This is a genomic window from Microcoleus sp. CAWBG27, from assembly GCF_020883145.1.
GTDB lineage: Bacteria > Cyanobacteriota > Cyanobacteriia > Cyanobacteriales > Microcoleaceae > Microcoleus.
The window spans coordinates 63,174-76,975 of sequence record NZ_JAHREU010000033.1 but is presented as its reverse complement, the minus strand read 5'-3'; the positions used below and the strand labels follow the sequence as shown (position 1 = coordinate 76,975).

At 44.0% G+C, this 13,802-nt stretch carries 9 protein-coding genes; all 9 read right to left on the bottom strand.

Translation table 11 applies throughout. The features are described 5' to 3' along the window. Nucleotides 1-280: 280 nt before the first annotated feature. The 9 genes from QZ938_RS18770 to QZ938_RS18730 all read right to left on the bottom strand — a co-directional run bounded on the left by QZ938_RS18770 (nt 281) and on the right by QZ938_RS18730 (nt 13,434). The gene (locus tag QZ938_RS18770; RefSeq protein WP_293144622.1) at nt 281-904 is read right to left on the bottom strand and encodes a restriction endonuclease subunit R; all 624 of its coding nucleotides are present in this window, start codon (nt 902-904) and stop codon (nt 281-283) included. Nucleotides 905-1,037: 133 nt separating this feature from the next. Continuing rightward, nucleotides 1,038-1,922, bottom strand: a complete 885-nt coding sequence (locus tag QZ938_RS18765) for a polysaccharide deacetylase family protein (RefSeq protein ID WP_293352736.1) — start codon at nt 1,920-1,922, stop codon at nt 1,038-1,040. A 141-nt stretch (nt 1,923-2,063) separates the two neighbouring features. Beyond that, on the bottom strand, nt 2,064-3,005 hold the full coding sequence (locus tag QZ938_RS18760; protein WP_293352734.1) for a hypothetical protein: 942 nt from the start codon (nt 3,003-3,005) through the stop codon (nt 2,064-2,066). Nucleotides 3,006-3,008: 3 nt separating this feature from the next. Then, nucleotides 3,009-4,157, bottom strand: a complete 1,149-nt coding sequence (locus tag QZ938_RS18755; RefSeq protein WP_293144631.1) for a DUF3696 domain-containing protein — start codon at nt 4,155-4,157, stop codon at nt 3,009-3,011. Beyond that, a complete protein-coding gene (locus QZ938_RS18750) occupies nt 4,154-5,305 on the bottom strand; it encodes a DUF262 domain-containing protein (protein WP_293144634.1) in 1,152 nt (383 codons plus the stop codon). The genes QZ938_RS18755 and QZ938_RS18750 overlap by 4 nt, the downstream gene beginning before the upstream one ends. Before the next feature lie 160 nt (nt 5,306-5,465). Continuing rightward, nucleotides 5,466-7,115 carry a family 10 glycosylhydrolase gene (locus tag QZ938_RS18745; RefSeq protein WP_293352732.1) on the bottom strand — a complete coding sequence of 550 codons (1,650 nt, stop codon included), beginning with the start codon at nt 7,113-7,115 and terminating at the stop codon, nt 5,466-5,468. 1,027 nt (nt 7,116-8,142) lie between these two features. Then, on the bottom strand, nt 8,143-8,541 hold the full coding sequence (psb27, locus tag QZ938_RS18740; protein WP_293144640.1) for a photosystem II protein Psb27: 399 nt from the start codon (nt 8,539-8,541) through the stop codon (nt 8,143-8,145). A 293-nt stretch (nt 8,542-8,834) separates the two neighbouring features. Continuing rightward, nucleotides 8,835-10,088 (bottom strand): DNA replication/repair protein RecF, encoded by a 1,254-nt coding sequence (locus QZ938_RS18735; RefSeq protein WP_293144643.1) that lies wholly within the window; start codon nt 10,086-10,088, stop codon nt 8,835-8,837. A gap of 526 nt (nt 10,089-10,614) precedes the next feature. Continuing rightward, nucleotides 10,615-13,434 (bottom strand): cation-transporting P-type ATPase, encoded by a 2,820-nt coding sequence (locus QZ938_RS18730; protein WP_293352730.1) that lies wholly within the window; start codon nt 13,432-13,434, stop codon nt 10,615-10,617. Between the last annotated feature and the right edge of the window lie 368 nt (nt 13,435-13,802).

Genomic DNA, 13,802 nt, shown 5'->3' with positions numbered 1-13,802 from the left:
TGGATGCAACTTTCAACAGTAACATCGGGTAGATTAAGCAGTCTGTCAAGATGAAGATCCATACGGTAGAAATCAATTAGTAGTATCTCATTATACACTTTTCACCAAAAAGCCAGAAGAGCCATTACCATCATAAAAACCGTTTGTAGTGAGGACTTTAGTCCTCTCTTTGATGAGGACTAAAGTCCTCACTACAAACCAATTTAATTGTTTTTTTTCGGATACTATCTGAGATCTTGTCATTTTCAAATGATAAGATAACTCAAAATAATTTTTAGGGTTAGTCTGGCAATTGACTCAGGCGTTTTAAAATCTGCAAAACGCGGTACAATTCATTGCCGGGATTGGAAACAACAAATTCAGGCGATCGGGCATACTGCAAAGTTTCGCCTCTGACTAATTTGACAAAACTGAAGTTAGCACCTGTGGAAATCATCCCAAAAGTAGGAGTTTCTGGATTCGGATCTGCCAGCATATATGTCAGGAGTTGGGAAAGTGCTTCGTCAGTTGAAAACGAAAGTTGTTTAGATTCAATTACTGTCACCCACAAGTTTGCTTTCATAATCAGGATATCTATTCTACCTTCGATGATTCTGCCTTCGTCTTCTTCTTGAATTGCGATGGATTTTTCGGCTTTTACTTGAAAAGGAGACTCAAAGAGACCGGCAATAAACAAAATCGGGCTGATGATTGTTAGCTTGACTGCATTCTCCAACACAGGCGGGGTGTCTACTAAGTTAAAGTATATGTCTTGGACGCGATCGAGTAATTGTTTCTCAAAGTCAGCTACTTCCGGCAAGTTTTCTTGCCATTCTCGGAAAAATTCTTGATTCCGAACTCGCTGCAAACCGAAGTTATCAATTAAATAGCGGAGGTTAATATCTCTTGCTTGTAGTTTTTGCATGAGGATTGATAAAAGTTTTTATGTTATTCATAAGTTTAGCACGATCGGGATTTTGAACCGCAGATAAAGGCAGATTAACGCGGATGTAGGCGAAGCCTTCCCGAAGGGTACGCAGATGAAATAGGATGTCTGTTTATGGGGATTTACGATCGCCCTTTTCCTGTTTTTGTGCAGCTTGGATTTCTAGTAATTGCGGCACTGTTACAAAACGGTATCCTTGCTGTTTGAGTTTGGGAATGATTACAGATACGGCCTCGACTGTTTGCTGGCGATCGCCACCGCCGTCATGCAACAATACGATCGCCCCCGATATCGCTTGGGATAGCACCGTACTGACGATCGCAGATGCCGGAGGTTGCGAAAAGTCCTTAGGATCGATCGACCACATCACCACCACATAATTTTTCTTTTTGGCGTAATCCGCAAAACCGTTATTTAAGCGCCCACCGGGAGGACGAAACAACAAACTTTTCGCCCCAGTCGATCGATAAATATGAACCGCAGTATTATCAATTTCATCGGCGGCTGTTTTCTCGGTAACATTGTGATAAAAGTGATGCCAAGTATGATTTCCGATCGCATTTCCGGCCTTTACTACTTGTTTGGCAATTTCTGGATTTTCTCGCAAATTTGCACCCAAGCAGAAAAACGTAGCTACCGCGTTATGTTTCTGCAATATTTTTAATATTTTCAAAGTTTCCGCAGTTGGGCCATCGTCAAAAGTCAGGGCGATGACTTTTGAGTCGCTGATACTTGCTTTATAAACAATTTGGTTGCGAAATTGTGCCGGTGGTGCGAATACTAAAGGTTCTACGACAGGTTTCGGAGACGGAGTTGCGGCGGGAGAAGGAAGTATTTGGGGTTTGGGTGGTTTCAGAAGGTTTGGCGGGGGATTGCCAAAAGGGGGGATTTGGGCGATCGAATTGGAATTCGCAGTTTTTACGCGATCGGGAGAGAGGAAAATTAGGGCGATCGCTGCGACAAGTATAAACGTTTTAATTGAGAATTTCGGAGTCATGCACTGTACTATTTGCTGTTAACAATGTAATTATCGCTTACAGCTTTACCAGCTTGAGAGTTGGCTAAATTAATTTTTGTTGAAAAACAGCGATTTACGCCACGCCAAAACCTTCAGCTAAAAGTTTGACGCATCTTAAAATTATTGTATTTTGGGGCCAATATACCCAATAATTATCTTTCCCGGCCCTAATTCTGTGCAGAAATGAAGTCGCCAAGCTCCCGGTGTCATGCGGACGTGCAAACTGAAAATACGCTTTGTTCCGTCAAGACATTTAATATTTAGTTGCTCTCTAAACTGCTTAAGTCTTGACTCACTTTCTGGAGATACCTTGCTAGGAAGATTATCTAAATCGAGCGATCCGTCTGTCCAATTTTTTGATAATTCATCAAGTTCAAATAACTTTCTGAGAACTTGTCGTAACATAGTTGGATCGACAACGCTTTGTATCTGTGGGTTGACGCGAGCGCAAAATTCCAGGCTGGAGAATAACTCGGCTCGACGGTTCCAAAGCTCCAAACCATCAGCAACTCCTGTTTGCTGACGCTTTTTAATCCAATCAGCGTGTTCTAGAACGTGGTTTTTCTGACTAGCATGAAGAATCTCTACACTTTCTTCTATCAGCTCCCTGTTTTCATCAATTTGTATCAATTCTAACTTGATGCGGCTACCATTCCACAGCGAATCTGAATTCAGACTAATTGCCAATGTTTCAAGATAGTGAGCAACTTTAAAGCCTTCTGCTTGGCTACCTTGTAAACTTAACTCACAATCTGGATCTTCAACTTTTATTTTTATCTCTAGATCGGGAATATCAACGGATAAAGGAGTTTTAGTTGCCAGAGTTCTCAGAAAAGTCCGCTCTTCTCTATTAACTTGAGAATCGTTGCGCCAACGAGAAAGAGGGTAGTTTTCTGCAAGAACCATAGCATGAAAATCTGCTTGAGTGCGGATTCCCTTGAGTCCGCAGCGTTTAGCTTCACGCATCGTACTAATCAATTCTGACATCCATTGTTGTGCTGTAGAAATATCAGGAGCAAGATTTCGCGCAGATAGTTCATTAAACACCATCTCCAAATCCATTACTTACTCTCCTTGCACCGCAGGTTCCAACAAAATCTCCAAGCTATTGTCCCACTCATCAAAAAAACCATCCGGCCAGCGATCGATTCGTCCGTTGCGATCGATTTTAGGAGATACTACATCAGTCACAGCTTGTCCTTCTTTATTTTGACGCTGGAAGTAATGCAACTGAACATCTTTCGGGTCAAGTTTACCCCCGTGAACCGCAAGACGAATCCCATTTAAAACATGATCGCTGTGAGTTTCTATCACAACTTGAACTCCACCGCTAGCTGCTAAAGCTAATAATTGACCCATTTTAACTTGTCCTTTGGGATGCAGATGAGCTTCAGGGTTTTCAATTAAAATGATTGTACCAGGTGTTGATGCAAGTGCCGCTACAATAATTGGTAAAGTGTAGCTAATTCCAAATCCCACATTAGTTGCACGGTAAGGATTGCTATCTCCATAGGAATATTGAACACTCATCAAATCAACATCATATTTAGTCTCAATTTTAAGGCGGGTACCTGGACTGATTTCTCCCATCCACGCCTCCACTTGGTCTATCAATTCCATTGATTTTACTTGAACTTCGCCTGGTTCAATCTTTGATTTTACATTGGGATGACTGAGACTGCTATTAGGAATAAGTTTACCTCCTTTAAGTGAAAGAAAATGTGCGGTATATTCACCTTTAATCCCAAGTTGATCGAGGTGTCTCACTTGATGATCTGACATTTCATTAAATGGCCGAGGCCCGATCCGTTCTGCCTGAAGATAATGAAAATTATTGCCGAAAAGATTTGATTGATATACTTCTGCGCTAACTTGTTTGGAATTAATATTCAACACATCTACCTCTTTATCATATTTGAAGCGCCATATGCCCTCGCTGTTGTTTTCCCAAACAATGTCAAAACCAATTAATTCCTCTTTTGCTCCCTCAAACAGTGCATCTTGAGCAGTGCCAATATTCACAAGATCGCCATTAAGTGCCAATCCTTTTTCTGGCAATAAACCCTGTTGATAAGATTGTCTCAGCAGCAATAGCGATTGCAATACGGAAGACTTTCCAGTGCTATTTAGACCAGCAAGCAAAGTCAAATTTTTGAATTTCAATAGTTGATTTGCAAAAGGTTTGAAATTAAGTAAACGTAGTGAATTAATCATGCCAATACCTCGTTAATTATTTGTTCAATTATTCTAAATCTGTACTCAATTTTATCAGCAGCCTGAGATATAGATGTCAGAAAATCTCGATCTTCATCTACATAATAAATAAAAATTTTAATTAAATTATGCTTTTTATGCTTCAATATGTTAATTTGTTCATCGCTCAGTTGACTGAGATTAACTGACCAACATTCAAATAATGCTTTATTAATTGGATACATTTTTATTTGGTTTTGAGATATTTTACGAAAAGCGCTTTTCCCAAAAATTTCTAATGCTGCAATCATGGCTTTTTTAAAGTTTTTTTCAATTACTTTTAATTGTTCTTCTGGTAAATTATTTATATTAAATAAGGCTCTACTTAAAAACACATTTCTGTTATTGTCTTTATAATTTTGATAAGATGTAAGCGTAAAGGCTAAAAAACCGAGTATAAATTCCCGATCGTCCATCCGCATTTTACGCAACTTACTCAGATTAGTAACTTGTTGGAATTCACGAGATGTAGCAAGTTTAGCCAAAAACTTTGTTGCCTTACCGGGATTGAGAGCATGGCGAAGTTCTTGAGGAGTCATTGGTAATCCCCCTGTATTAATACGTTTAAAAATATTATGTTTAACTGAAGGAGGCGTACCTTTTCCGATCAAATAAACTGTCACCTGAGTCTCTTCAATTCTTCGCTGGTATCTGCGTTCTATTTCATCGTAAGTTTTGTCCTCTAAATTGAGCAGGTATTCTAGTCCGCATAACTTCAGTGTTTTATCGCTCATAAATTGCTTGAGAGCAGATAGCCTTTGCAATCCATCCACAACTAACCATTTATCTTCATCAGTTGCATCTATATAAAAAGCTGGTAATGGAATCCGAATCAGGATCGACTCAATCAGTCTGCTTTTAGCGTCATCTTTCCAAATGTTTGCATGGCGCTGAAAGTCGGGTGCTAAGTCAAGAGCTTCCTCATTGATTCTTCTTAGAAGTTGCTCGATGGTTGGTTCTTTGGTAAAAATATTAATTTCATCAGGGTCATAGATCAGTTTATCTTTTTCATAAGGTTCGTCGCCATTATCTTCTTCTTGACTGAAATTTAAGTCATCAATCGAATCTTGGTTGGATACTTGCTGATATGGTTGTGGCTGACTTACCATAGGAAATACTCCTTTGTGTTGATTTTTATTACAATCCGGTATTGTCCTAATAAAACTTAGATGACGATCCGCTCCTAACAGAAAGGAACATTTTCAAATATTATCGCACAAATAGCCTCTTATAGAGACGCTACGAATTGCGTCTCTACAAATAATTACACTACAGTCTGCAAGTTTGCCGCGCCCTTTCATCCTCCGGTTCTTGCCAGCCAAAAGAAAAATGACTCACCGCATTAATTTGCGGCGTTGCAGCACGAATTGCCCGCATTTGAATCTCCAAAGACGGACGATTTTTCAGAGATTTTCCCCAATCTCCGGCGATCGCAGGAATGATTTTTGCTCCCGGAGGTGCTAAACTGAGCGTCCGCTCCACCTGCGGCACAATGCAGCTTACATCCCCACAATTGCCGTAAGACATCGCGTGGAATTCTACGGAAGCCGGAAACCTGTCCCAAGGCTGCAATCTCGAATCAAATCCCCCTTGATTGATCTTTTGATTTCCATTAGGAAAAAATACTGCTCCTACAGGAATCCCCATCCTTTGAGCAGGTTGAGTTGCCATTCCAAAAAAATCTAAAATTCCTTGGACTGCATGACCAATACTCAGTTGCCAGAGGTCTTTTTGCAGAACGCCGGTATCGGGAAGCGGCGGTTTTGGTGTCGGTTTTGGTGTGGGATTTGCAGGGTTGGGCGATTTTGTAGCGGGAGTTATTGAAGCTGCTTTTGATGTGGCATTTCCCCTTCTAGAAGCTGGAGTTGCTACTGGGATGGCTCGCGGAATTCGCCCCTGCCAAAGAGGTTCTTGCTCGGTTGGATACTGTTTGACTACGGCTTGAACGTCATTAGTATTGATAAATCCTTTAGTCAAATATCGCTGAATTAAGTCTCGTCCTTGCTGATTGTTCGCTCGCTGCAAAAGCATTTGCTGCGATGCTTGGCCGTAAATCCACAAGTCTTGAACTTTGGTAGCAACTGAAGCAGATCCGACGCCCCGGACATAGCGAATGTAGTCGAATAACATTCCTTGCGGCCTGCGCTTGACTATTTGATTGACTAACAAAGAATAGTCTTGCTTTGCTTGCGGATTGTAGGGATCGACAAAGGCGTGGGTGGCGTGACTTTCTCCGGTTTGGTCGTCTAAACCCGCGTCTTGAATTACTGTTAAACTTGTTTGATTTTTGCCGTTGAGGGCGAGGGTTTGCTGTCTGTCGGAACGCTGAGCGTAGGTATAGCCAAAGTTCATGGTAAATAACCAGGCGTATACTTTTAATCCTCGCTGTTTGCCTTTGGCGATCGCCTTTTCTAGCAAATCATACTTTTCGTAGCCGCGATTTCGCAATACCGAAGGCCAAGCAGTCGGATTTTCTGCGGCTGGGAGCAAGACTTGACCGTCATAAAACACTTCGACATAGACTTGATTGTAGCCTTTGTTGACAACCTTATCTAATACGCGATCGATCTCTCCGGGTCTGACATCGCAGGGATACAAACGCAGCCAAACTGCTTGGGTTTCGGGCCAAGTTTTTTGGCGGCATTGTGCGATTTCCCGCGCGTGTTTGCTCAAAACGGCAAAATATGCTTGCTGGGATTCTGGTTTTCCTGACAGGGCGGCGCGGCGCAAGTCTTCTTTTTGATTGACTTGCTCTTTGGATAATTGGCAATAGGCTGATGTTTCGGCAAAAGCTGGTTGATTTTCGATAAATGGCAAAACAAGCTGGCTGATGAAGCTACTGGTTAAAACAGCAGTTACCGCACTTAAACAGCGTCGCTGGGATTGAAAGTTGGCGATGCGAGTTGGTGCAATTTTCATAAAATAGCTCGGTAAGTGGGAAACTCAGAGACTTTAGTCCTGAGAGGGAAACTCCAAGAGCGGTTTCAACCGCCTTGAATCTTTCTTTATCCATTACCGCCTTGGAGTTGCTCGACTTGGTGTACTTTTGTAATGTACTTTCAGCAGGACAGTTACCGCCTCAAACCTTGCAACCCTGTACGCATAATGTTTGCTCTTTTGGAGCCTCCCTTACGGGGTAATGTTCGTTCAGACCTGGTTATCGCTCTTTCGTCACTCTCGTCATATAAAAACCTGGAACTTTTACACCGAGAGACTTTCCCCTTTTGAGCTTGAGGTATGGGTTCCTATCAGTTTGCGATCGCCAGATTGCCCATTGAGTATAAGTTTCATCAGTTGGCTGCAATTTTTATTTTTCTGGAGTGACAAAAGAGCGTTATAAAGGCTTGTTAGACCTGCGACACTGTAAAGCGTGACTTTAAAACTGTTTAATCGCAGATGACAGAGCCCAAAACTGGCGTCGCATTCGCCGGTGTCGTGACCGGTGGGGGACGTCTCCTTTTTCAAGGGGTCTGGTCAGAACAGCTTGCAATTTCTTACAAGCGAGCGTGGCTTGAGCCTCTGAGTTCCTGACGGGATAATTGAATCTGGTTTTTTAGTTGAAATTGGGTGGCGATCGCATTTTTGGCGATCGCGCAGACGCACAGCTACAAATTTTCTACTTTTTTTAGGTTAACCCCGTCCAACAACGGGTGCAAGCCCCCATCGAGTTGTGCAGATCCCTAATTTTAGATCCAAGTTAAATTTCCCAGATTAATCTGTGGAGTCAATCTAAAATCTAAAATCGACTGACCTAGTTATGGCACAAGTCGATCGCACAATGCAAACGTCAATGGCGGCGAACCCTACAGCAAAATCCTGCAAAAAAAGCGCCTGGGTACAGCCGGCGCTAAAAGCAACTGATATTTCTACTAAAAAATGTTGCTTATCAAAAATTAAGGATAAAAGATGAATTATTCAAATTATTTTTTATCCCTAATTTTTGAGATTAAGCTCCTCTATTGAGAGCAGCTTCTACTTGCTGAAATTCCGACTCAAGACGTTTTTTCAACTTTTCAGGCACGGGACGGTTTGGATAGGAACTGTAATGTCCAGCCAAAGAGTTTAATGCCGTCCGCATTGTGGTGAAAGATGCCAGCTTGGTAAGAGCGGGATCGCGGCGGTATGCTGCGAAAAAATCATTGATACTTGTGCGAGCAGTGGCTTGAGCGGCTGCTTTTTCCGGCGTGCCTTCTGGCAAAGTAAGCGCTGTTCTCAAGCTGGTGACTAATGCTAATGTATCTTTGCTGTAGTCTCCGCTCAGACTGGCAGGAACATTGGTACAGCCTGCTACGCCGATGACAACAACTAATACCAGAGCTAACAGACGGGAAATGTAATGCTTCATAAGGCTTAGAAAAATGGAGGCGAAAGCGGCAATCAAAATTAACCTTTATCCTATCTCGAATTGACCTAATTATGTCAACTTTTCAAGATTTTTGCATGAATACCATGAAAAGTAAAATTTGTCAATCTCACATAGATTGATATCATATCCGCTCGAACGACCACAATCAAATTGGTTTGTAGTGAGGACTTTAGTCCTCTGACGGATGCGGACTAAAGTCCGAACGTTCAAACTATTTTTATTAGGGATAAGTGAGCAGACATAATATGATTTATCAATCTCAAATCTCAAATCTAAAATTGATTGATTTGTCCGGAAACGACGGATAGAATTTGAGTTTGGCGCAGCCACTGGCTGTCAAAAGCACCTAGATGAGTCGTTGTAATCAGAGTTTGAAATCGTTCTTGAATTGTTTCTAAAAGTTGATTTTGGCGGCTCAGATCGAGTTCTGCAAGTACGTCGTCGAGCAATAGTAAAGGTGCTTCACCGACGACTTCTTCAATAAGCTGCAATTCGGCTAATTTTAATGCTAGTACGAGAGTTCGCTGCTGACCTTGGGATGCGTACTGACGCGCTGGGGTGTTGTTAATTGTAAATGTAATGTCGTCGCGGTGCGGGCCGACTAAGGTGGTTCCTTGAAATTGTTCTGCGATCGCCCTTTTTTGAATTTTCTCTAAAAATGCTTGCCGTACTCCTTCAAGATTGTCTTTAGCGATTAATTCTGGGCCTACTTCAATATTAGCATCGTATTTGACATCTAAAACTTCTGTAGAACCGCTAATTGAACCGTGCCAATTGCGCGCTAAAGGCATCAAACGCTCCAAAATACGATCGCGCCTGCGGATTACCCGAGCACCTGCTGTCGCCAACTGTGCGTCCCACAAGGCTAATTCTGAACTGGGAATGGGGGATTGAGAATCGGGCATTGGGCATTGGGCATTGGGCATTGGGGATTCTGCGATATTTTGGTCTTCGGAAGTTTCTGATCCGATAAATCGCATTTTGTCCAAACTTTGGGAAAATTCTGTTTTTCTGGTTTCTCTAGAACGTTTTAACAGAGCGTTTCGCTGGCGCAAAATTTGGTTGTACTGGTGCAAAATGTGAGCGTAAATCGGCTCTAGTTGGATGACTAGCCGATCGATCCAGTTGCGCCTTCCTTCGGGCCCGCCGCGTACTAAGTCTAAATCCAAACAGGAAAATTGTACTACATTGATGACGCTCAAGAAGTCTAAATGGCGGCGCAGGGGTTCGCCGTTGAGCTTCAGGGTGCGGCGCGCCCCGGAGCGCAGAGTTAAGGCTAGGTCGATCGCTCCGGTTTGACGTTCGAGTGTAGCATCTATTTGGGCGATCGGCTTTGATTCGAGGATTAAGTCGCGATCGCGCGATACTCTGTGGCTTTTTAAGGTGGAAAGCAACTCTACCGCTTCTAGCAGGTTGGATTTTCCTTGGGCGTTATTTCCTACTAATATGGTTTTGGGAGCGTCAAATGCTACTGTTTGATCCAAGTAGTTCCGAAACTGCCGTAAGTGCAGTGTTTTCAAATACATAATATTGGGAATTAGTAATTAGATGTTTGTAGTGAGGACTTCAGTCCTCTGATTTTATGCGGACTGAAGTCCTCACTACGAACCAACAAGGAGATGTTTGTAGTGAGGACTTCAGTCCTCTGATTTTATGCGGACTGAAGTCCTCACTACGAACCAACAAGGAGATGTTTGTAGTGAGGACTTCAGTCCCCTGATTTTATGCGGACTGAAGTCCTCACTACGAACCAACAAGGAGATGTTTGTAGTGAGGACTTCAGTCCCCTGATTTTATGCGGACTGAAGTCCTCACTACGAACCAACAAGGAGATGTTTGTAGTGAGGACTTCAGTCCCCTGATTTTATGCGGACTGAAGTCCTCACTACGAACCAACAAGAGATGTTTGTAGTGAGGACTTCAGTCCCCTGATTTTATGCGGACTGAAGTCCTCACTACGAACCAACAAGAGATGTTTGTAGTGAGGACTTCAGTCCTCTGATTTTATGCGGACTGAAGTCCTCACTACGAACCAAGTATGGACATATGCTACTATTTTCTAGCTTTGTATAAGCGCACGAACAGTTTTTCCATTTCAATCCAAACAAACATTAGGGCGCTGAATCCGAAGCAAATCATCAATTCAAAGGGTGTCAAATAGTGAGTACCAAAAAATGCTCTCAGCGGTGGAACGTAAATCAACATTAATTGCAAAGCCGTAGTCACAATCACAGCTCCCCAAACAAAAATGTTAGTGAAGGGATTTAACTCGATCGTTAGCTGAGTGTTAGATCGAATGGCGATCGCATGACCCATTTGCGCTAAACACAGAGTAGTAAATACCATGGTTTTCCAAGCATCTGGATCGCCGTGTCCGGGAGTGTGAGTATATCCGTAAGCCCAGGACATCATCGCGATCGTCAAAATTGCAAAGATAATCCCGATCCGAATCATGTAAGAACCTAAACCCCGGGCAAAAATACTTTCGCGCGGACTGAAAGGAGGTTTTCTCATCACGTTTGGTTCGGCAGGTTCCACGGCCAAGGCTAAAGCCGGAACGCCATCTGTGACTAAGTTCATCCACAAAATTTGGAGGGGCGTCAGCGGTACTCCTCCCAAACCCATTAAAGGTGCAGCGGCAATTGTCAAAACTTCGCCGATGTTGCTGCCCAAAATGTACTTAATAAAGCGGCGAATGTTGGTATAAACGACTCGTCCTTCTTCGGCGGCGGCGACAATAGTTGCGAAGTTGTCGTCGAGAAGCACCATATCGCTAGCTTCTTTGCTGACATCGGTGCCGGTAATCCCCATGGCAATGCCGATATCGGCTTGTTTCAAGGCGGGCGCGTCGTTAACTCCGTCGCCTGTCATGGCGACAAATTTGCCTAAACTTTGCAAAGCTTGGACAATCCGCAATTTGTGTTCGGGGGAGACGCGGGCGTAAATGCTAACGTCTTCGACTTGTTGTTTTAGTTGTTCTTGACTGAGCTTTTCTAATTCTTGACCGGTGAGAACTCGATCGCCCTCTGTCGCAATACCTAAATCGTAGGCGATGGCTTTTGCCGTCAACTGGTGATCTCCGGTAATCATCACCACCCGAATCCCTGCATCGCGGCACTTCGCCACTGCTTCCCGTACTTCCGGGCGCGGGGCGTCCAGCATACTGACGAGTCCCAGCCAAATCATCTCTTGTTCGCTGGTTTCTTCGGAACCTTCGGGCGGCAAGTTTTCCCAGATTTTGTATGCAAACCCGAGGACTCGCAAACCCCCGCTTGCCATGTTGTTGTTTTCGGCGAGGATGCGATCGCGAATTTCCTGGTTTAAAGGTTGTACTCGATCGCCGACTATAATTCCTTGACAGCGCTCCAAAGTCAACTCGGGAGAACCTTTTGTCAGCATCAAATAATTCTGCTGCTGTCCTTTTTCTGGGGGAAAGCCCGAATGTCCCGAATGTCCGGGTACTTCGCAAATTACGCTCATCCGCTTGCGTTCGGAAGAAAAAGGAAATTCCGCCGTGCGCGGCAGCAATTGAGACTGTTTTTCCCTATAAATGCCTGCTTTTCCCGCTAAAGATAGCAGAGCTCCTTCCGTAGGATCGCCCAAAATCTTCCATTCTTGCTGTTCGTGCTGCAATACTGCGTCGTTGCAAACTGCACAAGCAATTAATAAGGATTCGAGTTCTGGATATTCTTCTAAATTATTAATTTGGGCTGATGTATGCCGATCGGTAAAATCTCCGATCGGGGCATAGCCGTCGCCTCCAACACTGATAGTACAGTCGCCTGTAGAGACTAGCTGGACTACCATTTTATTTTGAGTCAGAGTACCTGTTTTGTCGGAACAAATGGTTGTTACCGAACCCAAAGTTTCTACGGCAGGCAATTTGCGAATTAGAGCGTTTCGCTTCACCATCCGCCTAGTTCCGAGTGCCAAAGTAACTGTGACGACGGCGGCAAGTCCTTCGGGAACGACAGCAACTGCCATGCTGAGAGAAACTTCTAACAGTTGTTCAAATCTGCTGGTATCCAACCCAATGCTGCCGTTTTTGAAGGTAATCATGCCGCCGATGACGACAATTGCCACTAAGCCTAGGGCGCCGGAGACGAGAACATTTCCCAACTGGCTCATCCGCTGTTGTAGGGGAGTTGGTTCGGTTTCTACTGACTGAAGCATGGCGGCAATTTTGCCCAATTCCGTTTGCATTCCGGTGTTGGTGACGATCGCCTTGGCCCGTCCCTGGACAACTTCTGTACCCTGAAAAATTAGATTGAGTCGATCGCCCAACGAAGCATCTTCGGGAAGTTCGAGATCGGCTTGCTTGGTAGCTGCGATCGCTTCTCCAGTCAAAGCAGATTCTCTGACTTGCAGGTTGGAAGCTTCGATCAAGCGTCCGTCTGCTGCTATTTTTACCCCAGCCTCCAACAGCATCACGTCTCCGGGTACGAGTTCCTTGGCTGCGATTTCCGAGGTTTTGCCGTCCCGCAGGACTCGGACTAGGGGGGAAGAGAGGTTTTTGAGGGCTGCGAGGGCTTTTTCGGCACTTTGCTCTTGGAAATAGCCGAGAATGCCGTTGAGTATGACGATCGCAAAAATGGCGATCGCATCTTTCGGAAAAGTATTTGACCTGATATCTAAGAATGCAGAAACCACCGCCACACCTATCAGCATCAACAACATGATGTTGGTGAACTGATCGACAAAAATCGACCAAGCACTGCGGCCTCCTGTTTCTTCGAGTTCGTTGGGGCCGTATTGCTGCAAGCGTTCGGACACCTCTTGGCTGCTCAAGCCCGCGTCTTTGTTACTGCTTAGCTGCTGGAGGGTTTTATCAATTGCTACGGTGTGCCAAGAAGATGGAGAATTTGAAGACATAAATTACGATCGAGCATGGGGAAATTAGGGGACTGCGGCCGGACAAGTTACAGCCGATGAATGTGGCTGATGGCAGCAAAAGAGTTTTTAGTTTTGAGTTCTGAATAAAAAACTGCTGAACTTGAGACTCGTATTTGGCCCCGGTTCGATGCCGAGAGACCAGGAAGCTGTCAACTTCACTGCGTCTGGTGGCTCTCTCGCGCCGTTTGTAGACCTACCGCTGACAGCACTTATCCACCTTACAACTAAAAATTAGCAATTTCTCCAGCTTTTACCCAATACCCAACGGCTGAGTTCTGTCTTTAAATGCTGATATTTCGTTCAAAAGCTGAGGTTGTGCCCAGGGCCCTGCCAATCTGTTGAATTCT

What these genes read in the sequence shown, in the direction of transcription:
- QZ938_RS18760 (WP_293352734.1), bottom strand. Translation starts at nt 3,005, where the DNA reads ATGGATTTGGAGATGGTGTTTAATGAACTATCTGCGCGAAATCTTGCT.
- QZ938_RS18770 (WP_293144622.1), bottom strand. Translation starts at nt 904, where the DNA reads ATGCAAAAACTACAAGCAAGAGATATTAACCTCCGCTATTTAATTGAT.
- QZ938_RS18730 (WP_293352730.1), bottom strand. Translation starts at nt 13,434, where the DNA reads ATGTCTTCAAATTCTCCATCTTCTTGGCACACCGTAGCAATTGATAAA.
- QZ938_RS18765 (WP_293352736.1), bottom strand. Translation starts at nt 1,922, where the DNA reads ATGACTCCGAAATTCTCAATTAAAACGTTTATACTTGTCGCAGCGATC.
- QZ938_RS18755 (WP_293144631.1), bottom strand. Translation starts at nt 4,157, where the DNA reads ATGATTAATTCACTACGTTTACTTAATTTCAAACCTTTTGCAAATCAA.
- QZ938_RS18750 (WP_293144634.1), bottom strand. Translation starts at nt 5,305, where the DNA reads ATGGTAAGTCAGCCACAACCATATCAGCAAGTATCCAACCAAGATTCG.
- QZ938_RS18745 (WP_293352732.1), bottom strand. Translation starts at nt 7,115, where the DNA reads ATGAAAATTGCACCAACTCGCATCGCCAACTTTCAATCCCAGCGACGC.
- psb27 (WP_293144640.1), bottom strand. Translation starts at nt 8,541, where the DNA reads ATGAAGCATTACATTTCCCGTCTGTTAGCTCTGGTATTAGTTGTTGTC.
- QZ938_RS18735 (WP_293144643.1), bottom strand. Translation starts at nt 10,088, where the DNA reads ATGTATTTGAAAACACTGCACTTACGGCAGTTTCGGAACTACTTGGAT.